Origin of the sequence: Burkholderia sp. BCC0405 (assembly GCF_902833075.1) — a bacterium.
Taxonomy (GTDB): Bacteria; Pseudomonadota; Gammaproteobacteria; order Burkholderiales; family Burkholderiaceae; genus Burkholderia.
Genome location: NZ_CADFEO010000022.1, coordinates 96,799 through 122,867, shown reverse-complemented (window position 1 = coordinate 122,867; position 26,069 = coordinate 96,799). Strand labels below are relative to the sequence as shown.

Genomic DNA, 26,069 nt, shown 5'->3' with positions numbered 1-26,069 from the left:
TCAAATTGATTAGGGACATGATCACTCGCATTCAATGGATGAATAGAGGGTTCCTTTGACAAGGAGTCCGTCGCTCAGGGTCGCTCAAGGGGCGGCCGCCAGCGTCGTCGCGGCCGTTGCGCCCGGGACGCTGCCGGTCGGTACGCTCGGCGGGTTTTCATCCGGCCACGGCGGCGGCAGCGTGTGCAGCGTCAGCGCCGTCGGAATCCGCCCGCCCTTGTAGAACGTCTTCAGGTCCCGCTTCATCTGCGGCCGGGCGACGTCGTCCAGGTAGATCATGTGGCCGCCCTGGAAGAAGTTCACCTGCAGCTTCGGATTCAGGCCCTTCACCGTCTGCAGCCGCGCGAGTTGCTTCTCGGTGTTGAAGAACGGCGTCGCGAGATCGTGGAAGCCATTCTCCGCGAGCACGCGAAGCTTCGGGTTGAGCTGCAGCGCACCGAGCAGATCGGGGATCGTGTCGGGCATCGGCTGGCCGTCGTGCGAGAAGTCCCAGACCTCGATGATGTTGTCGTTCAGCGGCAGGTACGTCGCGTTCGGCGCGGTGTAGCCGAGGTAATCCGGCATCTGCGTCGCGAGCGCGTTCGTGAACGGCTGCGAAATCAGGATGTCGGACGGGTCGCCGTCGTTCTGCAGCCGCGGATCGGCGTTCGGCAACGACACGCGTCCGTCATACCGGCCGATCGTCGTCCCGGGCAGCAGGCTCGTGCCGAACGGATTCGCGTTGAAGTAGCCGCGCAGCGCCTGTTGCGTGAGGCTCGACGGAATCGACCAAAGCTTGAGCGTCGCATCGCTCGGGAACACCGGCGTGCCGAGCGCATCCGGAATGCCGAGCTGGCTCAACACCCACGACTGCGAGTACTTCTGCAGCTGGTTGTAGATCAGCGTCGTGAACAGTTCCGTCTGCAGTGCGTACAACCCCTGGTTCACCGGCGCCGGGGAAACCTGGTTGAAGTACGCCGCGACCGCCGCATAGCCCGGCAGGTAGCCGGCCACGGTATCGGTTTCGAGCAGCAGCCCCTCCGTCGACTGCGTGATCGCCACGGCTTCCACCGCATCCGCGAAGTAGTTCAGGATCGACGACTGCAGCACGATGCCCGTCAGGTGCACGCCGGCCGATTCGAGCGCCAGCGCGAGCATGTCGGTACGCGGCGTGCCGTACGATTCGCCGTACAGGTAGATCGGCGACGTGCCGCGGCTGTTGACGTTCAGGTAGCGCTGGATGAAGTCGCGCATGATGTTCACGTCCGCATCCGAACCCCAGTACTTCTGGTTGGTGTTCGGCAACACGGCTTCCGACAGCCCGGTGCCGGGCGGGTCGATGAACACGAGGTCGGTGGTGTCGATCAGGCTTTCGGCATTGTCGACGAGCGGATAGTTCGGCCAGTTGTTGCCGAACAGCGGATCGGGCGTGGCCACGCGGGTCGGCGCGAACGAGCCGAGTCGCAGCCAGATCGACGACGAGCCGGGGCCGCCGTTATAGACGAACGTGACGGGGCGCGGCTTGCCGTTCGTGCTCGGCGCGGTGTAGGCGACATACGACATCGACGCTTCCGCATTGCCGTTCGCGTCCTGCGCGGTCAGGTGGCCGGTGGTCGTCGTGTAGTTGACGGTCGTGCCGCCGTTTTTCCACTGGTAATGCATGACGGCCGTTTTCTCGGACACCTGCCCGGGGGCGAGGCCGTCGGTCGCGTTCATCGAATACGCGACCGGGTCGACGTACGGCTGGTTGGCCGGCGTCTGGCCGGCCGCCTGTTGCGCGCTGGCCTGCTGGCTGGCGGTGGCCTGCGCGAGGCTCGACGCACCGACCGACGACGAATCGTCGCCGCCGCACGCCGCGAGCGCCAAGGTCATGACGGTCAATGCACCTAACCCGGCCAACCGGCCGTGACGGCCACGGCGGCTGCCGGTACAGCTCCTGTCTGGTTTCATCTCTGTCCTTTGGTTCGGATACCGCATCACAAAGGCCGCCAACGCCTGCGAAACGCGCAGGCCGACCCGCCACTCGCGTTGCCCGGTCGGTAGTCGGCGGTTGGGGATTGGACTTCTAAGAGACTGAACTTGATACAGACACAGCAAACTGCTGGCGAGAATGGTGCTCGGACGCCCCCTGCAGTTTGGACAACTTTTATATGACCCAAATTTACGACAACACAAAAATAGGCGGTGCTGCGCCGCGTTGTCAAAGATCATTCGGATATTAAAAATCCCGCAATGATGCTAACGGCCGGCAGTGTCTGGCAATTGAAAGAATGCGGGAATATTCGTGCATTGCACGCTCCATCGGCAATAATCCGCCGAATCCGCGGCTTTTATCGCACAACCGGCAATCCTTTACTGGCGCCGGCATCGCGCCTCTAAAGCCTTCAGATCGCTGGAATTATTCTTTCATTTTTATTATCTGCGATCGATTAATTCGGCTCGACATCACGCATGGACCGTCATTCGATGATTCGAGTCGCTTCAACGATTTTTCAAACGATGCATTTATCCGCATCACGCCATCCATAAAATACCGATTTCGCCAATTCATGAAAATCTCGGCGGAATTATTTACCCGCAATCCGGCCGGCCGGTGCGGCCGGGATGAAACGCGGCGTGCAGCCTCGCCGCACGCCGCGCCCCGCCCGCGTTCAATCCACCGTCACTTCCCGCCGCCCGGCAGCGCGATATCGATCAGCACCGGATCGTGATCCGACGAACGATACGCGTCCGGCGCGTAGAACGTCTTCTGCTGCTCCGCCGACTTGTACGCGAGCGTGTACTGCAGCGCGACCGGCTCGTCCGCGTTGATGTGCCATTCGTGCACGGCCTTCACGTGCGACGCGAGCGGCAACGTCGCGAGCGCGTGATCGAGATAGCCGGCTTCGCCGTTGTACACGTAGCTGTACGCATGCGCGCCGATCCAGCGCGCGACGAGGTTGCGGTAACCGCGCGATTCGAGCGTGCGGATCGGGTCTTCGTACGTGTAGCTGTTGAAGTCGCCGATCAGCAGCACGCCCTGCCCCGCGACGCCCGTCGGGTTGCCGGCGAGCCAGTCGGCCAGCTTCGCCGCCGCGCGCGCGCGCGTCGGGTTCCAGCAACCCTGGCCGTCGCCCTGGTCGAGATCGTCGTTCGTCGCGTCCGGGCAGTTCTTCGACTTCAGGTGGTTGACCGCGACCGTCAGCGACTGCTTGTTGCCACGGATCAGCCGGAACGACTGCGCGAGCGGCTGGCGGTTCTTGTCGTCGATCGCGAGCGTGGCCGCGCGGCCGACCGGTTCGACCTTGCGGCTGTCGTAGATCATCGCGACCGCGATCGCATCGCCGCCGAGGCGCGACACGCCCGGATCGACCACCCGCCAGTGGTTGCCGAGCTTCGCCGCGAGCTGGCGCACCGCGCTCAGTTCGCCGTAGCCGTTGTTCTGGATTTCCATCAGGCCGATCACGTCGGCGTCGATCGCCTTCAGCGCGCTGACGATCTTCGCTTCCTGGCGCTGGAATTCCTGGAAGTTCTTCGCACCGCGGTTGTTCGGATCGTCGAAGCCGCCGCCGAGACCGTCGCCGTTGAAGTAGTTCAGGACATTGAACGACGCGACCCGCAGATTCGATTTCGGAGCGCGCGCCGGTGCGGGGGTGCGCGGGTTCGTGCGCGCTTCGAATGCCGGCGCGGCGGCGCCCGGCAGCGGCTGCACGCGCCATGCGCCGTAACGCACTTCGAGCACGCCTTCGATGTCGCGCACCGTGTAGCCCGCACGCAGCGTGTTCGCGGCCGACAGGCCCGGCGCCGGGTACGGCACCGTGGCGGGGTTCTGCTTGTTCGAGCCGTCGTCGAGGATCAGGCGATTGCGTGCGTTCGCATCGATCTGCGTCTGCGCCCGCGCGGGCGGCACGACGCTCGTCGGCGTGCGCAGGCGGCCGTTGCTGAGCATCACGCTGCCGTAGCGGCCGAGTTCGTAGTTGTCCGTGACGTTCAGCGTCTGCGGCAGGCGCACGAGCATGCCTTCATACGCGGCGAACGCGTTCGGGCTGTCGACCGGCAGCGTGAGCGTCGCGGGCGTGACCGTCTGGCCGTTCGCACACACCGCGATCGCGCCCGACTGCGTGAGCTGCGTCTGGCCGTATTTCTCCTCGACCTTGCCCGTCACGTGCACGAGGTCGCCCGCTTTCGCACGCACCTTCGGCGCGTAGACGAACAGCCCTTCGGACACGCCCGGCTGGTTGCGGCGCTGCGCGTCGGCCTGCTGGACGAAGAAGCCGCCGAAGCCGTCCGTGCCGCCGAAATCGGCGGTGACGACGGCTTCGATCGACACATTCTGGCCGGCGAGCGGCGACGGCGCGCCGGGCCCCTGGATATCGGCGATCGGCGTCGTGCTGCCGCCGCAGTTCGGGCTGACGGGCGCGGCGGTGGCCGCGAAAACCGGCGCGGCGAGCGCCGGGAGCAGCAATAGCGGAGTGATGAGGCGGATTGTCGAGCGCATGACGGGGAATCCCGGTTGTGAGGGTAACGAAAGCTTAGCGGCGCTCGATGACAGTTGTTGGTAATAAAAACAACAGGTTGACGTAATGAACGATGTCGGGCTGCGATCGTGCGTTTACGCCTGAAAAAGCGGGGAAATCGTCTGAATAAAAACGGACGAGCCCTTGACGATTGCCCCGCGTGCCCGCGCTGCCGCAGCGTCGCGCCGCCGCGCGACGCCGTGCCCGGCAACGCGTTCGACACGAGCACGGCCGCGACCCTCAGCACGCCGCCGAGCACCACCGTCTCGACCCGCAACACTGTGCCGAACCGTTTCAACGAGCCGACCGGTATCGCGGCGGCCGGATCTTTCAGCACGGCAAAGAGATTCGGCATCCCGAAGAAGCGGCCGAGCGCTCGATTGCGTCTTCGACAAGCAGCGCTTCGGCCGCTTTTGTGTCCGCATCCGCCGCCCCGACGATCGACACAATGCATCGGCCAGGTCATTGACCGCTCGGTCGTTCAGCATGCGCCTGTACCCGCCAACCCGTTAATGTTGTTCGAGATGAAGGCTTGCCGAAAGCCATTCGCTCGGCTAGACTGCCCTTCGTCTTTGGGGAGTAGCCTGCTTTCCGTCCCCGGAAAGCGAACGCGTCAACACACTCGGCCTGCGGCCGTGGCGCGTTCAGCCTGATCGGCTTGGCGAGACCATGGGCGCATCGCGTCGTTCCTGGTCGGACGTCGGTGGATGCGCCATGGTTCGTCAGCGTCCGACCACGGAGTCCCCATGTTCCCCACCGTCTTCCCCCCGCGTTTCGCCGCCGTCCGCACCCTTGCCTGCGGAGGTGTCGCATGACTTTCATGTTCGTCGAGCTGGCGTTCATGCTGATCGTCATTCTCATCGCCGCCGAAGTCTTCACCAATGCGCTCGAACATCTCGGCGAACGCCTGAAGATTTCCGAAGGCGTCACCGGTTCGCTGTTCGCGGCCGTCGGCACCGCGTTGCCCGAAACGATAGTGCCGCTGCTCGCGCTCGCCGGCGGCACGGCGAACCAGGCCGTGAACGAGGAGATCGGCGTCGGCGCGATTCTCGGCGCGCCGCTGATGCTCGCGACGCTCACCACCTTCCTGATGACGCTCGCCGTGATCCGCTCGCGCGGGCTGCGCGGCACGATCGCGCCCGAACGCACGGGATTCGTGCGCGACATGAACTACTTTCTCGCCGCGTTCTCGCTGGCCACCGCCGCGATGTTCGTCCCGCATCACAACGGGGCCGTGCGTGCGCTGCTCGCGGCGATGCTCGTCGGCCTCTACGTGATGTATGTGGTGATGACGTTCCGCGCATCGAATCAGCTCGTCGATGCCGGGCATGGCACCGAGGCGCCGCACACGATGTTCCTGTCACGCCTCGGTGTGCCGACCAACCTCGCGACGATCGCGCTGCAATTGCTCATCGGCGTCGCGCTGCTGGTCGGCGGCGCGAAGGGCTTCATTCACGGCGTGGAAGGCGTGTCGCACGTGCTCGGCGTCTCGGCGCTGCTGCTGTCGCTGATCATCGTGCCGATCGCGACGGAACTGCCGGAGAAGGTCAACAGCGTGCTGTGGATCCGCCGCAATAAGGACACGCTCGCGTTCGGCAACATCACCGGCGCGATGGTGTTCCAGGGCACGCTGCTGCCGGCGATCGGCATCATGCTCACGCCGTGGGAGCCACGCCCCGAAGTGCTGACCGGCGTGATCGTCACGCTCGCGGCGGCGGCGTGGCTGCGCTTCAATGCGCGCACGCGCGGCCTCGCGATCTGGGCGTTGCTGGCGAACGGCGCGGGTTATGCGGGGTACCTGTTCCTGACGCTGGCGCGCTGATCTTGCTCAACGGACCCGCCGCGCGCGATCCCGCTGCCCCGCGCGAACGAAGCACCACCGCGCCGCCCGCCGGCGCGCGCTTCAGATGCGCGTCTGGTTCACACGCCGCGACAGTTGCTCGGCGCTTTCCTTGCGCTCACTGTACCGGTCCGTCAGGTACGCGCCGACGTCGCGCGTCAGCAGCGTGAATTTGACCAGTTCCTCCATGACGTCGACGACCCGATCGAAATACGCGGACGGTTTCATCCGGTCGTCGTCGCCGAATTCCATGAACGCCTTCGCGACGGACGACTGGTTCGGAATGGTCAGCATGCGCATCCAGCGCCCGAGCACGCGCATCTGGTTGACCGCGTTGAACGACTGCGATCCGCCGCTGACCTGCATGACCGCCAGCGTCTTGCCCTGCGTCGGCCGCACCGCGCCGACCGACAGCGGAATCCAGTCGATCTGCGATTTCATCACGCCGGTCATCGCGCCGTGACGCTCGGGGGAGCACCACACCATGCCCTCCGACCATTGCACGAGTTCGCGCAGCGCCGCCACTTTCGGGTGGTTGTCGGGCGCATCGTCGGGCATCGGCAATCCGGACGGATTGAAGATCCTGGCTTCGGCGCCCATCGCCGTCAGCAGCCGCGCCGCTTCCTCGACCAGCAGCCGGCTGAACGAGCGCGTGCGCAACGACCCGTACAGCAGCACGATCCGAGGCGGATGCGTCGAAGGCTGCACGGGTTGCAGCCGGCTCGCGTCCGGCACACGAAAGAGCGTGGCATCGAGTTGCGGCAGGTCGTTCAGGCAGTCAGACACGCTGGCCCGCCGCATCGATCACGATTTCGCCGTCCTCCTTCGCAAACGGCCCTTGCTGCGGATCGGGCAGGATCTCGAGCACTCGCTCCGACGGGCGGCACAGCCGCGTGCCGAGCGGCGTCACGACGATCGGGCGATTGATCAGCAGCGGGTGAGCGACCATGAAGCCGATCAGATCCTCGTCACGCCATTTCGGATTGTCGAGATCGAGCGCGTCATAAGGGGTCCCCTTGCGCCGCAGCACGTCGCGCACGGGAATGCCCATCGCCGCGATCAGCGCGCGCAGTTCCTCGTGACCCGGCGGCGTGTCGAGATAAAGCACGACGCGGGGCTCGACGCCGGTGTTGCGGATCAGCGCCAGCGTGTTGCGCGACGTGCCGCATTCGGGGTTGTGATAGATCGTGATGTCGGTCATTTCCGGATTCCTTAATGATTTCACGCGCGCTCGTACCAGCCCTTCGAGCGGTTGACGACGCGCACGACGAGCAGCATGACCGGCACTTCGATGAGCACGCCGACGACGGTCGCGAGCGCTGCGCCGGAGTGGAAACCGAACAGGCTGATGGCGGCCGCCACGGCCAGCTCGAAGAAATTGGACGCACCGATCAACGCCGACGGGCACGCGATGCTGTGCTGCTCGCCGACGAGGCGATTGAGCCCGTAGGCGAGCGCTGCGTTGAAGAACACCTGGATCAGGATCGGCACCGCGAGCAGCGCGATCACCAGCGGCTGCTTCAGGATCGCCTCGCCCTGGAACGCGAACAGCAGCACCAGCGTGGCCAGCAGCGCGGCAATGGACCACGGGCCGACCTTCGCCATCGCGCGGTCGAACGCCGCCGGCCCCTTCGCGAGCAACAGCCTGCGCCACCCTTGCGCGACGATCACCGGGATGACGATGTAGAGCACGACCGACGTGAGCAGCGTCGCCCACGGCACCGTGATGGCGGACATCCCCAGCAACAGGCCGACCAGCGGCGCGAAAGCGATCACCATGATGCTGTCGTTCAGCGCGACCTGCGACAGCGTGAACAGCGGATCGCCGCCCGTCAGCCGGCTCCACACGAACACCATCGCCGTGCACGGCGCGGCGGCCAGCAGGATCAGGCCGGCGATATAGCTGTCGATCTGGTCGGCCGGCAGCATCGGCGCGAACAGCTGCCGGATGAACAGCCAGCCGAGCAACGCCATCGAGAACGGCTTGACGAGCCAGTTCACGACGAGCGTGACGCCGATCCCCCGCACGTGCTGCCGAACCTCATGCAATGCACCGAAGTCGACCTTGGCCAGCATCGGCACGATCATCACCCAGATCAACAGCCCGACGGGCAAGTTGACCTGTGCGTATTCCATGCGGCCGATGTGCTGAAAGAGCGCGGGCAGCGCCTGGCCCAGCGCGATGCCGAGCACGATACACAGCGCCACCCAGACGCTCAGGCAGCGCTCGAAGAATCCGATGGCGGGCGCGGCCGCCGCGGCTTGCTGCCGTGCAATGTTCGAGCCGCTCACGCACCGCCTCCGCAACAGTCGGGCGCAGCCGGTACGTCACAGGCAGCGCCGGCGCAACAGTTCTCGGTCAGGAACCCGATGAGCCCGCGCATCGATTCGAAATTTGCCGCGTAATAGATGAACCGGCCGTCCTGGCGCGCCGTGACGAGATCTGCGTGCGACAAATCCTTCAGATGAAACGACAGACTCGATGGCGACAGCCCGATCTTCTGGGCGATCGCGCCGGCCGGCAGCCCTTCGGGGCCGCCCACGACCAGCGCGCGAAAGATCGCGAGGCGCGCTTCATGAGCAAGCGCGCCCAACGCGCGCACGACGAGATTGGAGTCCATGGCGCGAAGGATAGCGTCATCATTTCAACATTTCAAGTATTGTTAAAATATTGATGCCGAGCCCGTGCACGGCTGCCCCCGCACCCTTCGCGCACCGTCAGACGCAGCCGCCCGAGCCACTTCCGGCCCGATACGCGCGGCGCCGGTGCAGTCGCCCGCCTCGCGGACAAGCGATGCACCGGCGTGCGCTCAGGTCAGGACGCCTTCACCAGCTTGACGATCGTCAGCACGCCGTCGACCTTCTCGATGCGCACCTTGACCTGGTCGCCCACGTGCGCGTGCTCGAGCATCGCCGCGTCCTTCGCCTTGAACGCCATCGTCATCGGCGGCATCCCGACGTTCTCGAGCGCGCCGTGCTTGAGCGTGATCCTACCGGTCGCGGCATCGACCTTCTTCACTTCGGCGTCGGTCAGCGCGGCATTCGACTCGGCCATGCCGCCCGACGACATCTTCATGCCGGACATGTCCATGCCGGCCATGTCGCCGGCGGCAAAGGCGGGGGTGACGACCATGCCGGCAGCAAGAACGGCGGCAGCGGCAACGGTGACGGTAATCAGCTTCTTCATCGGGATTCTCCGGTTGGGATGGATGGCACGTTCGTGCCGTGAGGAACAGCTTCGGAATGCCGCGCGCGGCCCGCGCTTCGCGCACGACGGCGCTGCAGCAGGAGCCAGGCGGCGGGAATGACGAACATCGACAGCAGCGGCGCCGTGACCATGCCGCCGACCATCGGCGCGGCGATGCGCTGCATGACTTCGGAACCGGCGCCGTGCCCGACCATGATCGGCACGAGGCCGGCGAGCACGACGGCGACCGTCATCGCCTTGGGGCGCACGCGCAACACCGCGCCTTCGCGGATCGCGTCGAGCAGCAGCGCCTCGGTCAGCGATTCGCCGGCATCCAGCCGGCGCTGCAGCGCGCCCTTCAGGTATAGCAGCATCACGACGCCGAATTCGGCGGCCACGCCCGCGAGCGCGATGAAGCCCACCGACGTCGCGACGGACACCGCGTGGCCGAGCGCCCACACGAGCCAGAAGCCGCCGACCAGCGCGAACGGCACCATCGACATCAGCAGCAGCGCATCGGCCGCCGAGCCGAACGTGAGGAACAGCAGCACGAAGATCACCACGAGCGTCACCGGTACGACGGTCCGCAGCTTGGCCGCCGCGCGTTCGAGATACTCGAACTGCCCCGACCACGCGATCGAATAGCCGGGCGGCAACGCGACCCGTTGCGCAACGGCCTGCCGCATCGCGCGCACGGCGCTCTGCAGATCGGTGCCGCGGATGTCGACGTACACGTAGCCGGACAATCGCGCGTTCTCGCTGCGGATCATCGGCGGGCCGTCGGCGATCGCGATGCGCGCGACGTCGCCCAGGCGGATCTGCGCGCCGCGCGCGGTGACGACCGGCAGTTGCCGCAGGTTCTCGACCGAATCGCGCACCTCGCGCGGGTAGCGGAGGTTGATCGGGAAGCGCTCGCGCCCCGCGATCACTTCGCCGACATCCTCGCCGCCGACCGCCGACGACACGACCGACTGGATGTCGGCCACCGACAGCCCGTAGCGCGCGGCGGCGAGGCGGTCGATGTCGACGTCGATGTAGCGGCCGCCGTTCAGCCGTTCGGCGAGCGCGGACGTTACGCCCGGCACGGGCTTCACCGCGGCCTCGACCTGCTTCGCGATCGCGTCGATCCCGGCCAGGTCCGGCCCGGAAATCTTCACGCCGACCGGCGTCTTGATGCCGGTGGACAGCATGTCGAGCCGGTTGCGGATCGGCGGCACCCACACGTTCGACAGCCCCGGCACCTTCACCGTGCGATCGAGTTCGTCGACGAGCTTCTCCGGCGTCATCCCGGGCCGCCATGCGCTGCGTGGCTTGAAGCGGATCGTCGTCTCGAACATCTCGAGCGGTGCGGGATCGGTCGCGGTATCGGCGCGGCCCGATTTGCCGAACACCGTATCGACCTCGGGCACGGTCTTGATCAGCCGGTCGGTCTGCTGCAGCAGCGTGCTCGCCTGGTCGGCCGAGATGCCGGGCAGCGCGGTCGGCATGTACAGCAGATCGCCTTCGTCGAGCGGCGGCATGAATTCGCCGCCGAGCCGCGACAACGGCACGGCCGTCAGCACGAGCGCGACGACCGCGACGCCGATCGCGGCCCACGGGCGCCTGAGCGTCGCTTCGAGCAGCGGCCGGTATGCACGGATCAGCACGCGGTTGATCGGATTCGCGTGCTCGTGCGGAATGCGGCCGCGCACGAGATAACCCATCAGCACCGGCACCAGCGTCACCGACAGGCCGGCGGCGGCGGCGATCGTGTAGGTCTTGGTGAACGCCAGCGGCGCGAACAGCTTGCCCTCCTGCCCTTCCAGCGAAAACACCGGGATGAACGACAGCGTGATGATCAGCAGCGAGAAGAACAGCGCGGGCCCGACCTCCGCGGCCGACGTCGCGACGAGTTCCCAGCGTCGCGCGGCCGTGATCGGTTCGCCGGGATGCGCGTGGTCGTACGCCTCGAGATTCTTGTGCGCGTTCTCGATCATCACGATCGCCGCGTCGATCATCGCGCCGATCGCGATCGCGATCCCGCCGAGCGACATCAGGTTCGCGTTCACGCCCTGGTAGCGCATCACGATGAACGCGGCCAGCACGCCGAGCGGCAGCGACAGAATCGCGACGAACGCGCTGCGCAGATGAAACAGGAACACCGCGCAGACGATCCCGACGATCACGAACTCCTCGATCAGCTTGTCCTTCAGGTTGCCCACCGCGCGCTCGATCAATTGCGAGCGATCGTAGGTCGTGACGATCTCGACGCCGGGCGGCAGCGAACGCTTCAGGTCGGCCAGCTTCGCCTTGACCGCATCGATCGTGGTCAGCGCGTTCTTGCCCGAGCGCATCACGACGACGCCGCCCGTCACCTCGCCCTGCCCGTTCAGCTCCGCGATCCCGCGCCGCATCGCCGGGCCGACCTGGATACGCGCGACGTCGCCGAGCAGCACCGGCGTGCCGGCGTCGTTCGTGCGCAGCACCACGTTCCGGAAGTCGTCGAGCGTGCGCAGGTAGCCGGTCGAGCGCACCATGTACTCCGACTCGGCCAGCTCGACGACCGAGCCGCCGGACGCCTGGTTCGCGTTGCCGAGCGCACTGGCGACTTCCGCCTGCGTGATGCCGTACGCGCGCAGCTTGTCCGGATCGAGCACGACCTGGTACTGCTGCACCATGCCGCCGATGCTCGCGACTTCCGACACATCGGGCACCGCCTTCAGCTCGAACTTCAGGAACCAGTCGTTGAGCGCGCGCAGTTGCCCAAGATCGTGACGACCGGTGCGATCGACGAGCGCGTACTCGTACACCCAGCCGACGCCGGTCGCATCCGGCCCGAGCGACACCGTCGCGCCGGCGGGCAGCCGGCTCTGCACCTGGCTCAGGTATTCGAGCACGCGCGAACGCGCCCAGTACGGATCGGTGCGGTCGTCGAACAGCACGTAGACGAACGCGTCGCCGAACGACGAATACGCGCGGACGGTTTTCGCGCCGGGCACCCCGAGCAGCGTGGTCGTCAACGGATAGGTCACCTGATCCTCGACGATCTGCGGCGCCTTGCCCGGATACGACGCCTTCACGATCACCTGCGTATCCGACAGGTCGGGCAACGCATCGAGCGGCGTCTGCCCGAGCGAGTGGACGCCCCAAGCGGCGATCAGCACGGTGGCGAGCAGCACGAGGAAGCGGTTGTGGACGGACCAGCGAATGATGCGCGCGATCATCGTTCGCCTCCCTGCGGTTCGACCTTCGTCAGCCGATAGCCGTCGTCGCCCTGCGTGAACGCGAAGCGCACCGTCTGGCCCGGCTTCACGTCCGGGAACGCGGTGGCCGACGGTTTGCCGAACGTCATCGTCATTGCCCCCCAGCCGAGCGCCGGAACGGGTTGATGCGAGAACGTGATGTCGTCGGCCGTGACCTGTTCGACCTTGCCGGTGGTCTCGTAGGCGGGTGCCGCCGCTGTCGGCGCCGACGCGGACGTCGCCCCCGCCGCGCTCGCGCCGGCGCCGCTTTGCAGCCGCGGTAGCACGCTTTTCAGGCTCGCCTCGGAATCGATCAGGAACTGCCCCGACGCAACGACCGTGTCGCCTTCGTTCAGCCCGCCGAGCACTTCGGTGTCGCTGCCGACGTCGTTACCCGGCGTCACCGTCACGGGCTGAAGCCGGCCATCTCGATTCTTCACGATGACGATCGAGCGCTTGCCCGTCGCGATCACCGCTTCGGACGGCACGAGCAGGCGCGACACGGTCTGCCGCGCGGCGACCCGCACGCGCATCAGCATGCCGGGCGTGAGCTTCAACGCGGCGTTGTCGATCTCGACGCGTGCCTGCAGCGTGCGGCTGCTCGTGCTGATGCCGGGCAGCACTTCGCGGATGCGTCCGGTGACATGCTGCGCCGGGTCGCCGGCGAACGTCGCGTCGACCGCCATCCCCGGCTGCACGTCCAGCGCAAGCGCTTCCGGCACCTCGACGATGAGCCACAGCGTCGACAGCCCGGCGATCTTCGCGAGCGTCTGACCGGGCGCGACCATCGCGCCGTCGCGCACGTTCAGCTCGCTGACGACGCCGGTTTCCGGCGCCGTCAGCACGACATGCGTCTGCGCGCGACCGGTGCGATCGAGGCTCGCGATCATGCCGTCCGGAATCGACAGCGCCCGCATCCGTGCGCGCGCGGCATCGAGCAGGCTGCCGTCCATCCCGCCGCGCTTGAGCGCGAGGTATTCCTCCTGCGGCGCGAGCCAGTCCGGCACGAACAGCGACGCGATCGGCGCGCCCTTCACGATGCGCTGCATCGGCGCGCGCGCATAGAGACGGTCGATGTAGCCGGTGACACGCGACTGGACGACATCCGCGCGCGACTCGTCGAACTGCGTGGTGCCCACCGCATCGAAGCCGGCCGCCGTCTGCCGGCGGCGCACGGTCGCATAGCGGATGCCGAGGTTCTGCTGCAGGCCCGGATCGATCCGGATGCCTGACGAACCGCCGCCTTCGTCCGCATAGACGGGTTGCAATGGCATGTCCATGAACGGCGATTTGCCCGGTTTGTCGAAGTGCTGGTTCGGCACCATCGGGTCGTGCCAGTACAGCACCTTGCGGCCGCTTTTCGGATCGGCGTTGCCGGGCGAGGGCGATGCGGCGATGTCGGTTGCCGCCGCGGACGTCGCCGCGTGGCGTGCGCCCACGAAATAACCCGCGCCGAGCAGCGCGGCACCGGCGAACGCCAGCACGGCCGCGCGGGCCCATATTTGCTTCGTCATGTCGTTCTCCTTTATTGCGCCGCGGCCAGCGTCGACGGCACGACCTGGTATTCGAGCTGCGCCCAGGTCTGCGAGACCTCGCGCCGGAGATCGAGCACCTGCAGTTGCGCATCCAGTTGCGCGCGGCGCGCGGCGAAGGTATCCGCGAGCGAGCCGGTGCCCGCACGGTAGGCCGCGTCCGCCAGTTGCACGCGCTGATCGGCGGCGGGCAGCAATGCGTCGCCGAGATTCGCGATGCGCGCGCGACCGCTCGCGAGCGTCGCGGACTGCATGCGGATATCGGCCTGCACCTGGCGCAGCGTGTCCTCGTACATCAGGCGGGCCTTCGTCGCGAGCGCGGCCTTTTCGGCGACGTCGCGGTCCTGGCGGTTCTTGCGATTGAGCGGCAGCGGAATCGTGACGCCGATCGACACCATGTTCGAATACGCGCCGCCGCGCTGCTGGTACGCGACTTCCCACGTCCAGTTCGGGCTGCGTTCGCTGTTCGCGACGGCGGTATCCGCTTCGGCAACCGCGATATCGTCGGCGGCCGTGATGAGCGCCGGTTGCGACAGGCGCAGTTCGTCCGGCGGCAGCGACGATACGAACGATTCCGGCGCGGGCGGCGTGCCGGCGACATCGTCGGCCGGCACGGCGGTCCAGCGCGACAGTGCGATGAGCGCGGTCTGGTAGACCTGCTGCGCTTTCAGCCGTTGATCCTGCGTCTGCGCGAGCATGGCCCGCGCCTGGACGACATCGGCCGCACTGGCCTTCGCGCCGCGATACGACGCCTTCGTCGCCTCGAGCTCATGGTTCATGTGATCGAGCAACGCCTGCTGCAGCGCGAGCGCCTGCTTCGCGTAGACGGCGTTCAGCCACGCCGTCGCGGTTTGCTGGCGCACGCTCGCGAGCTGCGCGAGATAGCCCGCGCGCTCGCGCCCGACCTGCTCGTTGGCGAGCGCCGAGCGCAGGCGCCGCTTGTCGCCGGACACCCACTCCTGCTCGATGCCGATGCGGCGCATCGTCATGAAGTCCTGGCCGATGGTGAAGCGCTGGCCGCCATTGACCGGCAGGTTGTCGATGCCCGCCTTGAGCATCGGGTCGGGCAACTGGCCGGCCTTCACGGCCGACTCCGAGCGGGCGCGCACCGACGCCTGGGCGGCCTGCATCGAGGCCGAATGATCGGTGGCGGACTGCAGCGCGGCGTCCAGCGTGAAAGACGGTTGCTGCGCGTGAACGGCGCCCGCAACCAGCAGCGCCGCCCAAAGCATGGGCGCGCGCCGACGCGCACGCCGCGCAGGCGGCGTGCCGAGATGGAATGACATGGTTTAACCCCAACGGCGGAACCCCATAGGGATTCCACGTCCTGATACAGGACGAACCTCACCGCGAATGCGGCGAACCTATCGGATCGGGATCAGCTGATGCGTGGAGGGCGCCACAATCCGTTCGGATCGCGGACCGGGAGAATTTGCGCGTAGTGGAACGCGACGGTACGGGCGTATGCAGCGGGGCGACTGACGTCGGCGCGAGCGGCCGGATGATAGAGACTGCCGAACTGGCATTGCGCCGTCAGCTTGCAGGACATGCCCTTCGCCTTCGCGTGAGACTTGCCGGTGGGCGACGACTTCATCGAATCGCAGCCCGGCATGTCGGCGGACATGCCGGACATGCCAGCGTTCATGTCCACCGACATGCCCTGCTGCATCATCGGACATTCCCCGGCCAGGCCGCTGGCTGCCAGCCCGCTGATGGGCAGCACCGCGCAGAGCAGCAGCAGGATGATGGTCCGGAGGAATTTCATGGCGGGGATTATAGCGCGGGGTTGTGCTGTGTGGCGGCGCGTCGATACGGCGAAACGGCGGGCCGCCACCGGTGTCACCGCCGCCGTAACACGCTACCGCGCGAGCCCGTCGGCTTCCAGTACCGCCTGCACCGCGGGCCGCGCCCGCACCCGCTCGTACCACGCACGCAGATGCGTATACCGGGTGAGGTCGATATCCGCGTGGTACACCGACCGCATCCATTCGGCCTTGCCCCACCCCGTCAGCGCGAACAGGTACGCATCGGCGACCGTGAACGTGTCGCCGGTCAGGAACGCGTTGCCGTCGAGCTGACGGTCGATCCAAGCGAAACGGCTGTCGAGCTTCGCTCTCGCCGGGTCGACGTATTGCCCCGCCTGCACCGCGTACAGCAGCGGAATGAAACCCTTGTGGATTTCCGCCGTGAGAAAGTTCAGCCACTCCATCAGCCGATAACGGCCGAGCGTGCCGTAGGCGGGCGCGAGCGCGGCGGGCGGGCACCGATCCGCGAGATACTGCGCGATCACCGGCCCTTCGCGCAGCAGCGTGCCGTCGTCGAGTTCGAGCAGCGGCACGTAGCCGAGTTCGGTCACATCGTAGTAATTGCGCCCGTCTTCAATGACATGCTTGCGCGCGTCGACCTTGACGATCTCGGCCTCGATGCCGCCTTCGCGCAGCACGATGCAGATGGCCTGGGAGCAGCTTCCGGGAGCGTGATAGAGCTTCATGCGTGTCCTTCGTGGGTTGTCCATGTATCGATTCGCCGCGACGCGGGCGCTAATATCTCGCATCGGCGCAGGGCTGGGAAGACGGCAGTCGTTTGTGCCGTAGTCACAAAAAATTTACCGACCAGGATTGGGCACGATGAAAACGAGTGCGACAGGATGTTCCGTTGAAGAAGCGATGCGCCTGCTCGGCGGCCGCTGGCGGCTGCTGCTGGTGTCGTATCTGCTCGACGGGCCGCGGCGCTTCAGCGACCTGCGGCGAGACATGCCCGGCATCTCGCAACGGATGCTGACGCTCGACCTGCGCGCCCTCGAAGACGCCGGGCTCGTGCGGCGGACCGTCTATCCGGAAGTGCCGGTGCGCGTCGAGTACGATCTGACCGCCGACGGCGACCGGCTGCGGCCGGTGGTCGAGGTCATGCGCGAATTCGGGCTGTGGCTGAAGGCGCGCGACGCCGATGCGTCGTGCGACACCGGCGTGACGCCTCCTGGTACGGAAGCCGCGATCGAAGCGGCCCTCCCATCAACCCGATAACCGTTACCCCCTTACGCAGGAACCCACATTCATGGAACTTCACGCCACGATCGGTGCGGCAACGTCTGATCTCGACGACGACGAAAGCTTCGCCAACATCTACTGTCACGACGCCGAGCAGAACTATTGCTTCTCGCTGTTGCGCTTTCCTGACGACGCGCTGATCGAAGTGATGGTGCGCGACCAGATCAACGTGCGCGTCAAGGATCTGTCGGTGCGCCTGACGGACGACACGATCGAGGTCGAGATCGAACCCGCCCTCGCCGCGCGTCTCGACGGCCAGACGCGCTACGTGATCCATCTCGCGCCCGGTCAATACGATCCGGTCACGCTGCGCGCCGCGCTGAAGGAGATCTTCGTCGGCAAGAACGGGTTTCAGGACGACAGCACGCGCGGTTAGGCAGTCGTCAGCCCGCTCATCCTCGACCCTCGCTCCTACGTTCGCCCATGATGCGCACCTCGCGATTTCGCCCGCTTCCCCGCCTTGCCGCGACCGCGCTGCTGCTCGTAGCCTTCGCATCGATCGCACCCGCCGCGCATGCGGCCAAGCCGCTGCTCACGTTCAAGGTCGACGACACCGTCACGGCCCGCGTCGAACGCGCGGACAGCGAGCACATCACCGTGCGCTTCCTGCCGAGCGGCAAGACGCAAACGCTCGACGTCACCGCCGCCGACGAGGAAGGCCACTATCACCTCGCGTCGGACGACTACAACTTCGACGGCTACCGCGATCTCGCCACGCACGCGACGCTCGGCATGGTCAACGACAGCTACGGCATCTACCTGTACGACGCCGCGCGCCAGCAGTTCGAGCCGCTGCGCATGCCGGCGGGCAACCTGCCGCATGGCAACTGCGACGACCTCGTCAACGTGGTCGCGAAGCCGAAAACGCACACACTGTACAGCTCGTGCCGCGGCGGCCCGATCTGGTACACCGACGCGTACCGCTTCGATGCCGGCGGCAGGATGTACCTGTACCAGTCCAGCGAAGCGATCCCGGACGACCTGCGCGACCTGCTCGACGGCGATTCAGGCCCGTCGTCGATGCTGCTGACCTACGACGCGCAAGGCAAGCGCGTATCGCGCCGCCCCGACGCGTACGGCGGCGGCACGGTCACGTTCAAGGTGCGCCCGGCGCGCCTGCCGCTGCACGATGCGATGAACGACGCGCCCACGCGCCGCTACGTCGTCGCAGGCGACACGGTCGAGCTGATCGACGCGAGCGCCGATTTCCAGTGGCTGAAGGTGCGGTATCGCAATCCGCACGCCGGTGCGGTGCAGGGCTGGGTCAGCGCGAAGGAGGCGATGGGCCACTGACGCACGCGGCGACTCGATCGCCGCTCTTTCCCGCATATTGAGCGCCTCACGTCCCATTAATAGGGATGCCTGTCCAAATGTTGACGCGCCGCGCGCCACGGCTCTAACGTTCGCCCCAACGCCATTCGATTCGGCCGCCCCGCTCGCGGGCGACGGCCGGGCACAGAACACAGGAGACAACCGTGGCCCATTCCGCGTCGCGCACCCACGCCAACCCGCCGGAACGACAGCCCGCGCGCGGCGGCATCGCATCCGATCCCGCCGCACGCACAGCCGCGGCGCAGACAACAGCACCCAGCCGCAAGCGGCTGCTGATCCTCGCGTTGCTGTTCGTCACGGTCGTGATCAACTATCTCGACCGCAGCAACCTGTCGATCGCCGCGCCCGCGCTGTTCAAGGAGCTGAACATCGATCCGGTGCGTGCAGGCCTCGTGTTCTCCGCATTCGGCTGGACCTACGCGCTGATGCAGATCCCGGGCGGCTGGCTCGTCGACAAGGTGTCGCCGCGCGTGCTGTATGCGGGTGCGCTCGCGCTGTGGTCGGCCGCGACGCTGCTGCTCGGTTTCGCGGGTTCGTTCGTCGGGCTGATCGTGCTGCGCCTCGCGGTCGGTGCGCTCGAAGCGCCGGCCTACCCGATCAACAACCGCGTGGTGACGACCTGGTTCCCGACCCGCGAGCGCGCGAGCGCGATCGGCGGCTATACGTCGGGGCAGTTCGTCGGCCTCGCGTTCCTCACGCCGGTGCTCGCATGGCTGCAGGTGCATCTCGGCTGGCACATGGTGTTCGTCGCGACCGGCCTCGCCGGCATCGCCTGGGCCGCGATCTGGTATGCGGTGTACCGCGAGCCGCGCGCGTTTCGCGGCGTCAACGCGGCCGAGATCGCGCTGATCCGCGACGGCGGCGGCCTCGTCGATCTCGAAGACCGTATCGCGGCGCGCGGCGAACGCGCGCCGTCGACGTGGCGCGATCTCGGCGTCGTGCTCGGCCGGCGCAAGCTGTGGGGCATCTACCTCGGCCAGTTCGCGCTGAACTCGACGCTGTGGTTCTTCCTCACGTGGTTCCCGACCTACCTCGTCAAGTATCGCGGGATGGACTTCATCAAGTCGGGCTTCCTCGCATCGTTGCCGTTCCTCGCCGCATTCGTCGGCGTGCTGTGCTCGGGCGTGCTGTCGGACTGGCTGATGCGCCGCGGCGCCTCGCAGGGCTTCGCGCGCAAGCTGCCGATCATCTCGGGCCTGCTGATCTCGACCTGCATCATCGGCGCGAACTACGTCACGTCGACCGGCTGGGTGATCGCGTTCATGACGATCGCGTTCTTCGGCAACGGCTTCGCGTCGATCACGTGGTCGCTGGTGTCGGGGCTCGCGCCCGCGCGGCTGCTCGGCCTCACGGGCGGCGTGTTCAACCTGATCGGCAACCTGTCCGCGATCGCGACGCCGATCGTGATCGGGCTGCTCGTGAACGGCGCCGACTTCTCGCGCGCGATCACCTACATCGCCGCGATGGCGCTTGCGGGCAGCCTGTCGTACGGGCTGCTCGTCGGCAAGGTCGAGCGCATCGACGCATGAGCGTCGCGCGGGCGGCACGTGCATGCCGCCCTGCGTGACCGCTACCGCTGGCCGCATGTCGCGCGCCGCGTCAGAACCGCCGGGCCCCGTCGCGCGCGAGATCGTGCGGATTGCCGGCCACGTAGTCGAGCACGCACGCGTCGGTACCGATGGCGACGGTCGGCAGCGTCGACGCGCTCACGCGTGCAGTGCGCGCCATGTCGATCGCGTCCTGCGCGGTCCGTCGAACGCATGAAACGTGATCTTCGCGGCGACCCAACGCATCGGCCCGGACGGGATGCAGCTCGGGCTCCGGTTCGCGATGTCGAGCTTGGCGCTCGGGGCCGTCTCGGTCGAAGGAGGTTCAGCCCCATGAAAGCGCCGAACCGGCTCGCCGCGACGCCGAAGCCCGTATAGCCGGCGGCGAATACGGCCTTGTCGCCGAGATGGCGCTTCTCGAACACCGAGCCGCGCGAGTTGCTCGCCGGTGAGCGGCTCGGTCGCGAGCACGTGGTCGCGGTCACGAGCGGCGTGTGCTCGTACCGCTTCACGCCGAGCTTCAGCGCCGCGCGCTTCAGCCCCCACGCAAGCGTCGCCGGGTGCGCGATGCCGCTGCGGTTGCGCAACCACGGCGCGCCGGCGAACAGCGGCGAATTCAGTTTGGTCATCCGAATCTTTCGACTCTTGATTGAAAAAAGCACGGACAAAGTTACTCATTTACACTGCCCCGGTATGCCCCCTTTCGGGGGGCACAAGCGGCGTTTTCCGGGGCGAACGGGTCGGCAGGACAACCGGCGGTGTTTCCCCCTAATGACGCTTTTCGTTGCCGACGCTACAATCCGCCCGCTTTTCAGCCCGGGCAACCGCATGCTGCTCAACGTGAACCCCTTCCATCGCGACAACGACCGCTTCAACGTGTCGTTCAAGGCGCTGGGCGAGCTGATCGAGACGGTCGGCACGCCGCACTTCGTGCCGCGCCTCACGCAACTGCTGAACGAGGTGGTGCCGCTCGACGTCGCGCACGTCGAACGCTCGCGCGTCGACGGCTCGATGCCCACCGGCTACCGATGCGAATGGATCGGCAGCAGCGGCATCGATACCGCATCCGCCGAAATCTCCGCCGTGATGACGCTCTACTACGAGCGCTTTCTCGACAGCGACCCGCTGTTCGCCGGGCTGCGCGGCAAGACGGGCACGATGCTCGTGGTGCGCGACATCGCGGCGATCCCGCCCGGCGAATTCCGCCAGCGGCTGTTCGACGACGTGCATATCGGGCACGAATGCGTGCTCGCGCGCGGCACGCGCTATTCGCAGCATTCGATCGCGCTGGAGCGCGGCCGCGACCGGCCGCCGTTCACGCTCGCCGAGATGAACCGCTTTCGCAGCATCAGCGACGTGCTGTTCCCGCTGCTCGAACTGCACGCGTCGACCACAGCCGTGCGGCGCGTCGCGCACCCGACGCCCGACGTCCATCCGCTCGCGCAGTTCGATGCGCGGATCGCGGCCGACGGCGTGAAGCTGTCGAAGCGCGAATACGAAACCTGCAAGCACCTGCTCTCCGGCAAGACCGTGCCTGAGACGGCCGAGATCCTCGGCGTGCGCGTCGCTTCGGCCGAGTCGTACGTGAAGCGCGCGTTCGCGAAGCTCGGCGTGCGCACGAAGCGCGAACTCGCCGCGTGGGGGGCAGCCGCCACCGCGTTCCCTTGCGCCGGCCCGCACGACGGCGCCGCGCCGCCTGCCGTCCCGCGCTGACACGCCCGGCCGCGCCGCCACGTTCGGTTGCGCCGCGTCGATACGGCGGCGCCACTTGCATCGAGCCCCGTCGATGTAAACGTTGCGACTTCAAAATCTTCGCGCGGGCGTTCTCCTCTACCATCGGCCGATCGCTTTACCTGAGAAAAAGGAGACGGCCCATGCCCCGCGAGCTGAATCAGCCGATGGGCGGCAACGCCACGATGATGCGGGGCGCCGACAACCCGCTGTGGACCGACGAAGTGTTCGGCCCCGTCGCATGCGTGAAATCGTTCCGCACCGGTGACGAGGCGATCGCGCTCGCGAACGACACGCGCTACGGGCTCGTCGCGACCGTCGTGACGCGCGATGCGGAGCTCGCGAAGCAATTCCAGCAGCGTGTGCGCGCGGGGCTCGTGTGGATCAACGCGCCCCAGCTCATCTACCCGCACGTGTGCTGGGGCGGGTTCGGGCTCGACGGCATCGGCCGCGAAGTCGGCGTTGCAGGGCTGCGCAGCTATCAGGCGCTGCGCCACGCAATGCGCGCGATCGACTGACCAAGCGGGGCCTTTCAGGCTGTTGGCGGTACCGTGTCTCGCACACGGCGCCGTTTTTTTGGGTGCTTCGCGGAATTTCCGGGAGCGGACCCGGCAATCAGCGCCCGTCGATCATGCGTTTGCATGGTGCGCGAACCCGCTTCAATGCGACAGCGCCGCCGCATGATCGTGCTCGCGCAGCGGGTCCGGAATCGCGCATTCCGCGAGGCCGCCCTCGTCGATCCACGCGCGCGTGCGTTCCGCGGCCTTGTCGATCAGTTGCGCGCACTGCGAGTAATCGTATGACGATACGTCGAGCGGACACAGCGGCGGCACGACATGGATTTGCGCGCGCGCCGCGTACAGTTCCAGATCGCGCACCAGTTGCCGCGCGATCACGAGCGTCAGCGCGTGCGTCGCATGCGCGATCGCGCTGCGCGGCGGCACGCGCAACGCGCAGGCGAACCCGGCCGGCAGCACGACGATCCGCTTGACGCCGAGCGCGATCGCAACCGAGATCGGCGTATTGTTCGCGACGCCGCCGTCGACGAGTTCCAGGCCGCCGATGCTGACCGACGGAAACACGCCGGGAATCGCCGCGCTGGCCTGCACGGCATCCACGACCGGGCCAGCGGACAGCACGACTTCGCGGCCGCTCAGCACGTCGGTCGCGACGATGTGGAGCGGCAACGCGGCCTGCTCGATCCGCCGGTACGGCAGGTTCGTTTCCAGCAGCAGGCGCAGCGCATCGGCCTCGACCAGATGCGGCCGGTTGCGCAGCAGCATCGCGATGATGCTGCGCATCGAGAACGGCATCACGTCCTGGCGGCGGATTCTGCACCACAGCGCGGCGAGCATCGCGACGCCGTCCGCATCCGGCCGGCCGGCGAAATAGGCGGCATTGATCGCGCCCGCCGACGCGCCGACGACGCAATCGGGCCGTTCGCCGCTCGCGACCAGTTCGCGGAGCATGCCGACCTCGATGGCGCCAAGACTGCCGCCGCCGGCGAACACGAAGGCGGTCGAGGGAGTGGGATCGGACGTCACGGCGCGCCCTCCTGCGGTTGGCTGCGACAGCGCTTTCTCCATGATGGATCGTGCGGCGCGCCGGATGTCCTGATGAAAACCCTGCCGGTACGCGGGCCCACCGGTTCTCCGGTGACGCGTGCGGCGCGTTGGGCTCGCCGGCATCCGGCGATGCGCCATCGTTGAGGCGGGCTACGTCATTCCCGCCCTGTTTCCGGCTCGCATCCATGCAGAGAACGCGTGACGACGTGTTCTCCGATTCGTTCGGCAACGACCCGGCCGCGATGCGCGAGGCGGTCGCCGCGCTGGAGCGCGTCGACGTGCTGTTCGTCGGGCTATGCGTCGAGGATGTGATGGCGCGTCACGCATCGGCATCGCTCCCCGTTTCGCCCGCGCCCCGGCCCCTGCCGCAATGCCGCTCACCGGCCATTCAACCGCACCCTGCTGACCGCGCCACGCCGCGTTGCCCGGTGATTTCCGTGGAATTTCTCTCGTTATATTCCATGGTATATTTCGCGAATCTTTCGCGCATCCGTCCCCGGCCCGACCACGCCGGACAGAGGTCAACATGCACGCTCCGCCCTTTCGCCTTGCCCGCACGGCGGATCTCTCGTCGCCCGGCGGTAACCTGCCCGCGGCAACCGGCATGCGGGTCGACCCGTGCTGCGCGCCGTCGCGCGCGCAACTGACCGAGCTGAAGCGCCGCACGCGCTTGTCCGAGCTCGATGCGAACCTGCACTGCTCGATCATCGGCACCTGCCTGACCACGCACGAACTGCGCAGGCTCGTGCCGAAGTTCACCGACCTCGACCGCCAGCACGCGACCGACCTCGAGATCCATCACGCGGCCGTCGCGCTCGCGATCGACGGCACGGCGGGCGCCAAGGCGTTGCACAAGGCGCTCGACGCGCGCTACGCCGGTGCGATCCACGCGTTCGACAGCGCGCAGGACGCGGATGAACTCCTCGCGCGCTGGAAGGATGCGCTGCAGAGCGGCGACATTGCGCCCGCGTACTGGGCGCTGATGACGCATCCGCGCACGACGATGGCCGTACGCCAGGCCGCGTTCGGCGACCTGCACATGCTGTCGCATCTGGTCGGCGCGGCCAATCGCGCCGATATCCGGCGGCTGGTCGCGCTGGAGGAAGAGAATGCGGCGCTGCACGCGAAGATCGAACGGCAGCAGGCGCGCCTGCACGAAATGAGCGCGCAGCGCGACGCGGCGTTACAGGAACGGGATGCCCTCGCCGCACGCCAGAACGCGCAGCCGCCGCCGGCGGAAAGCATATTGCGTGACGAAGTGCACGCGCTGCGCGACGAACGGCTCGCGCTGCATACGAGCCGCCGCGAGGCGGCCGAGCAGCGGATCGCCGCGGAACAGGCGAGCGCCCGCGCGATGCGCGCGCGGCTCGACGACCTGATGGCAATGGTGAAGACGCTGCGTGCCGAAGCGAGCGCGATCGAACAGGCGGTGCAGGCGTCGGCGGACGAGCCGGCCGAACGCGCGGCCAATCCGCTGTCGATTCTGCAGGGCATGCGTCTCGTGTATGTCGGCGGGCGTCCGGGCTCGAACCGCGCGATCCAGCGGATCGTCGAAACGGCGGGCGGCGCGGTGACGCTGCACGACGGCGGCGTCGAGGATCGCAAGGGCCTGCTGGCGGCGGCGCTGCCGGGCGCGCACATGGTCGTGTTCCCGGTCGACTGTATCGACCACGATTCGGTGAACCAGCTCAAGCGCATCTGCGAACGCCACCACATCGCGTACTACCCGCTGCGGACGGCGAGCGTCGCCAGTTTCGTCGAGCTGATCGGGCGGCTCGATGCGCAGGCGCGCGACGTCATGGCGCCGGAGGCCGCCAGGGGTGGCATGGGCGGCACGCCGCGCTTCTGCCTGCGGCATGGCTAGGGCACGGTTCGCTTCGCCGCAAGCGTTGCGCGCGGCCCTTCAGGGGGCCGGTGAAAGCCCATCGTCGCGTGACCCGGCCGCAGGCAAGCGCACGCTTCAGCGCCTGACCATTTTCGTGAGCGCGGCGATATCCGCCGCGCAAGCCGCGTAAGCACGCGCCTCGATCCCGCGATAGAGCCGGATGATCTCCTCGCCGACCGGCGTGAGCACGCTGCCGCCGCCGCTCTGCCCGCCATGTTCGGACACCGTCGCCGGTGATTTCAGCGAGCGGTTCAACTCGTCCATCAGCAACCACGCACGCCGATACGACATCTTCAGGCTGCGCGCCGCCGCCGAAATCGAACCGTGCTCGCGCACGGCTTCGAGCAGCGCGACCTTGCCCGGCCCGAGCGCGATCGTATCGGCTTGCTGGATACGCATCCTGAACCGCACCTCAGGCTTGGGGTGTGCCGGTTTCTTCATGTTGTCCTGCCCTTTGAACGATGCGGGCAAGCATACACGATGGCCCGTGCGGCCCGCGCCGGATCAGACCTCGAGCACGCGCGCGACGATGCCGGCCAGCCGCTTCACGTGGCGCGGCGCGGCGCGGGCAGGAGGTCGGCGCCCGGGAACAGCCGCGGCGCGTCGCCGCATTCGAACGCGGCGATCGCGTGTTCGCCTACGGGCGTGTTGAACTGTTCATGCCAGGAAAACGTGACCGCGTAGCGGTCGTGCGCATGCGCGCCGCA

At 67.2% G+C, this 26,069-nt stretch carries 23 protein-coding genes, 4 pseudogenes and 1 riboswitch; of the genes and pseudogenes, 9 read left to right on the top strand and 18 right to left on the bottom strand.

The window, feature by feature from the left end:
• Window positions 1–84: 84 nt before the first annotated feature.
• A complete protein-coding gene (locus HWX36_RS29680; RefSeq protein ID WP_175957227.1) occupies window positions 85–1,929 on the bottom strand; it encodes a peptidase S10 in 1,845 nt (614 codons plus the stop codon).
• A gap of 320 nt (window positions 1,930–2,249) precedes the next feature.
• Here HWX36_RS29680 and HWX36_RS29675 point away from each other — a divergent pair, with 320 nt between their 5' ends.
• Window positions 2,250–2,690: a hypothetical protein gene (locus HWX36_RS29675; protein ID WP_175957225.1), complete on the top strand. Its 441-nt coding sequence runs from the start codon at window positions 2,250–2,252 to the stop codon at window positions 2,688–2,690.
• On the opposite strand, the gene HWX36_RS29670 is transcribed toward HWX36_RS29675, so the two are convergent.
• Both HWX36_RS29670 and HWX36_RS37420 read right to left on the bottom strand, forming a co-directional pair.
• Window positions 2,642–4,456: an ExeM/NucH family extracellular endonuclease gene (locus HWX36_RS29670; protein ID WP_175957223.1), complete on the bottom strand. Its 1,815-nt coding sequence runs from the start codon at window positions 4,454–4,456 to the stop codon at window positions 2,642–2,644. The genes HWX36_RS29675 and HWX36_RS29670 overlap by 49 nt on opposite strands.
• A 218-nt stretch (window positions 4,457–4,674) precedes the next feature.
• Window positions 4,675–4,842 (bottom strand): annotated as a pseudogene (locus HWX36_RS37420) (copper resistance protein CopD); the annotation flags it as partial.
• Window positions 4,843–5,037: 195 nt separating this feature from the next.
• Window positions 5,038–5,205, top strand: a riboswitch (yybP-ykoY riboswitch).
• An 81-nt stretch (window positions 5,206–5,286) separates the two neighbouring features.
• Between HWX36_RS37420 and HWX36_RS29665 the strand changes: the two are divergent.
• Entirely contained in the window at window positions 5,287–6,297 is a 1,011-nt protein-coding gene (locus HWX36_RS29665; protein WP_175957221.1) for a sodium:calcium antiporter, read from the top strand.
• Window positions 6,298–6,378: 81 nt separating this feature from the next.
• On the opposite strand, the gene arsH is transcribed toward HWX36_RS29665, so the two are convergent.
• The 10 genes from arsH to HWX36_RS29615 all read right to left on the bottom strand — a co-directional run bounded on the left by arsH (window position 6,379) and on the right by HWX36_RS29615 (window position 16,746).
• Window positions 6,379–7,116: an arsenical resistance protein ArsH gene (gene arsH / locus HWX36_RS29660; protein ID WP_175957219.1), complete on the bottom strand. Its 738-nt coding sequence runs from the start codon at window positions 7,114–7,116 to the stop codon at window positions 6,379–6,381.
• Window positions 7,094–7,516: an arsenate reductase (glutaredoxin) gene (arsC, locus tag HWX36_RS29655; RefSeq protein WP_175957218.1), complete on the bottom strand. Its 423-nt coding sequence runs from the start codon at window positions 7,514–7,516 to the stop codon at window positions 7,094–7,096. Before arsC ends, arsH begins: the two co-directional genes overlap by 23 nt.
• Before the next feature lie 20 nt (window positions 7,517–7,536).
• Window positions 7,537–8,607: an ACR3 family arsenite efflux transporter gene (arsB, locus tag HWX36_RS29650; protein ID WP_175957216.1), complete on the bottom strand. Its 1,071-nt coding sequence runs from the start codon at window positions 8,605–8,607 to the stop codon at window positions 7,537–7,539.
• Window positions 8,604–8,936 (bottom strand): metalloregulator ArsR/SmtB family transcription factor, encoded by a 333-nt coding sequence (locus HWX36_RS29645; RefSeq protein ID WP_175957214.1) that lies wholly within the window; start codon window positions 8,934–8,936, stop codon window positions 8,604–8,606. Before HWX36_RS29645 ends, arsB begins: the two co-directional genes overlap by 4 nt.
• Before the next feature lie 194 nt (window positions 8,937–9,130).
• Complete coding sequence (locus tag HWX36_RS29640) at window positions 9,131–9,448, bottom strand: copper-binding protein (RefSeq protein WP_244136563.1); 318 nt, start codon at window positions 9,446–9,448, stop codon at window positions 9,131–9,133.
• Between the two features lie 50 nt (window positions 9,449–9,498).
• Window positions 9,499–12,705: an efflux RND transporter permease subunit gene (locus tag HWX36_RS29635; RefSeq protein WP_175957210.1), complete on the bottom strand. Its 3,207-nt coding sequence runs from the start codon at window positions 12,703–12,705 to the stop codon at window positions 9,499–9,501.
• Window positions 12,702–14,237, bottom strand: coding sequence for an efflux RND transporter periplasmic adaptor subunit (locus HWX36_RS29630; RefSeq protein WP_175957208.1), 1,536 nt, complete (start codon window positions 14,235–14,237; stop codon window positions 12,702–12,704). Before HWX36_RS29630 ends, HWX36_RS29635 begins: the two co-directional genes overlap by 4 nt.
• Window positions 14,238–14,248: 11 nt before the next feature.
• Window positions 14,249–15,541 (bottom strand): TolC family protein, encoded by a 1,293-nt coding sequence (locus tag HWX36_RS29625; protein WP_175957206.1) that lies wholly within the window; start codon window positions 15,539–15,541, stop codon window positions 14,249–14,251.
• A gap of 92 nt (window positions 15,542–15,633) precedes the next feature.
• Window positions 15,634–16,020 carry a hypothetical protein gene (locus tag HWX36_RS29620; protein WP_175957204.1) on the bottom strand — a complete coding sequence of 129 codons (387 nt, stop codon included), beginning with the start codon at window positions 16,018–16,020 and terminating at the stop codon, window positions 15,634–15,636.
• Window positions 16,021–16,113: 93 nt separating this feature from the next.
• Entirely contained in the window at window positions 16,114–16,746 is a 633-nt protein-coding gene (locus HWX36_RS29615) for a glutathione S-transferase C-terminal domain-containing protein (protein ID WP_175957201.1), read from the bottom strand.
• 136 nt (window positions 16,747–16,882) lie between these two features.
• On the opposite strand from HWX36_RS29615, the gene HWX36_RS29610 reads away from it, so the two are divergent.
• The 4 genes from HWX36_RS29610 to HWX36_RS29595 all read left to right on the top strand — a co-directional run bounded on the left by HWX36_RS29610 (window position 16,883) and on the right by HWX36_RS29595 (window position 20,163).
• The gene (locus HWX36_RS29610) at window positions 16,883–17,278 is read left to right on the top strand and encodes a helix-turn-helix domain-containing protein (protein WP_175957199.1); all 396 of its coding nucleotides are present in this window, start codon (window positions 16,883–16,885) and stop codon (window positions 17,276–17,278) included.
• 31 nt (window positions 17,279–17,309) lie between these two features.
• Window positions 17,310–17,678: a hypothetical protein gene (locus HWX36_RS29605; RefSeq protein WP_175957197.1), complete on the top strand. Its 369-nt coding sequence runs from the start codon at window positions 17,310–17,312 to the stop codon at window positions 17,676–17,678.
• 47 nt (window positions 17,679–17,725) lie between these two features.
• The gene (locus HWX36_RS29600) at window positions 17,726–18,595 is read left to right on the top strand and encodes a hypothetical protein (protein WP_175957195.1); all 870 of its coding nucleotides are present in this window, start codon (window positions 17,726–17,728) and stop codon (window positions 18,593–18,595) included.
• Window positions 18,596–18,777: 182 nt separating this feature from the next.
• Window positions 18,778–20,163: an MFS transporter gene (locus HWX36_RS29595; protein ID WP_175957193.1), complete on the top strand. Its 1,386-nt coding sequence runs from the start codon at window positions 18,778–18,780 to the stop codon at window positions 20,161–20,163.
• 70 nt (window positions 20,164–20,233) lie between these two features.
• Here HWX36_RS29595 and HWX36_RS37705 read toward each other — a convergent pair whose 3' ends face one another.
• Both HWX36_RS37705 and HWX36_RS37415 read right to left on the bottom strand, forming a co-directional pair.
• Window positions 20,234–20,362 carry a hypothetical protein gene (locus tag HWX36_RS37705; RefSeq protein ID WP_279613406.1) on the bottom strand — a complete coding sequence of 43 codons (129 nt, stop codon included), beginning with the start codon at window positions 20,360–20,362 and terminating at the stop codon, window positions 20,234–20,236.
• Between the two features lie 20 nt (window positions 20,363–20,382).
• Window positions 20,383–20,810: pseudogene (locus tag HWX36_RS37415) on the bottom strand (FAD-dependent oxidoreductase); the annotation flags it as partial.
• Window positions 20,811–21,009: 199 nt separating this feature from the next.
• On the opposite strand from HWX36_RS37415, the gene HWX36_RS29590 reads away from it, so the two are divergent.
• On the top strand, window positions 21,010–21,894 hold the full coding sequence (locus HWX36_RS29590; RefSeq protein ID WP_175957191.1) for a helix-turn-helix transcriptional regulator: 885 nt from the start codon (window positions 21,010–21,012) through the stop codon (window positions 21,892–21,894).
• 215 nt (window positions 21,895–22,109) lie between these two features.
• Window positions 22,110–22,430: pseudogene (locus HWX36_RS29585) on the top strand (aldehyde dehydrogenase family protein); the annotation flags it as partial.
• A gap of 141 nt (window positions 22,431–22,571) precedes the next feature.
• Here HWX36_RS29585 and HWX36_RS29580 read toward each other — a convergent pair.
• Window positions 22,572–23,456: a patatin-like phospholipase family protein gene (locus HWX36_RS29580; RefSeq protein ID WP_175957189.1), complete on the bottom strand. Its 885-nt coding sequence runs from the start codon at window positions 23,454–23,456 to the stop codon at window positions 22,572–22,574.
• Between the two features lie 547 nt (window positions 23,457–24,003).
• Between HWX36_RS29580 and HWX36_RS29575 the strand changes: the two genes are divergently transcribed.
• Window positions 24,004–25,341, top strand: a complete 1,338-nt coding sequence (locus tag HWX36_RS29575) for a DUF2325 domain-containing protein (protein WP_175957187.1) — start codon at window positions 24,004–24,006, stop codon at window positions 25,339–25,341.
• A 96-nt stretch (window positions 25,342–25,437) separates the two neighbouring features.
• Here HWX36_RS29575 and HWX36_RS29570 read toward each other — a convergent pair whose 3' ends face one another.
• Both HWX36_RS29570 and HWX36_RS37410 read right to left on the bottom strand, forming a co-directional pair.
• Window positions 25,438–25,803 (bottom strand): LysR family transcriptional regulator, encoded by a 366-nt coding sequence (locus tag HWX36_RS29570; protein WP_226198995.1) that lies wholly within the window; start codon window positions 25,801–25,803, stop codon window positions 25,438–25,440.
• 63 nt (window positions 25,804–25,866) lie between these two features.
• Window positions 25,867–26,063 (bottom strand): annotated as a pseudogene (locus tag HWX36_RS37410) (molybdopterin-binding protein); the annotation flags it as partial.
• Between the last annotated feature and the right edge of the window lie 6 nt (window positions 26,064–26,069).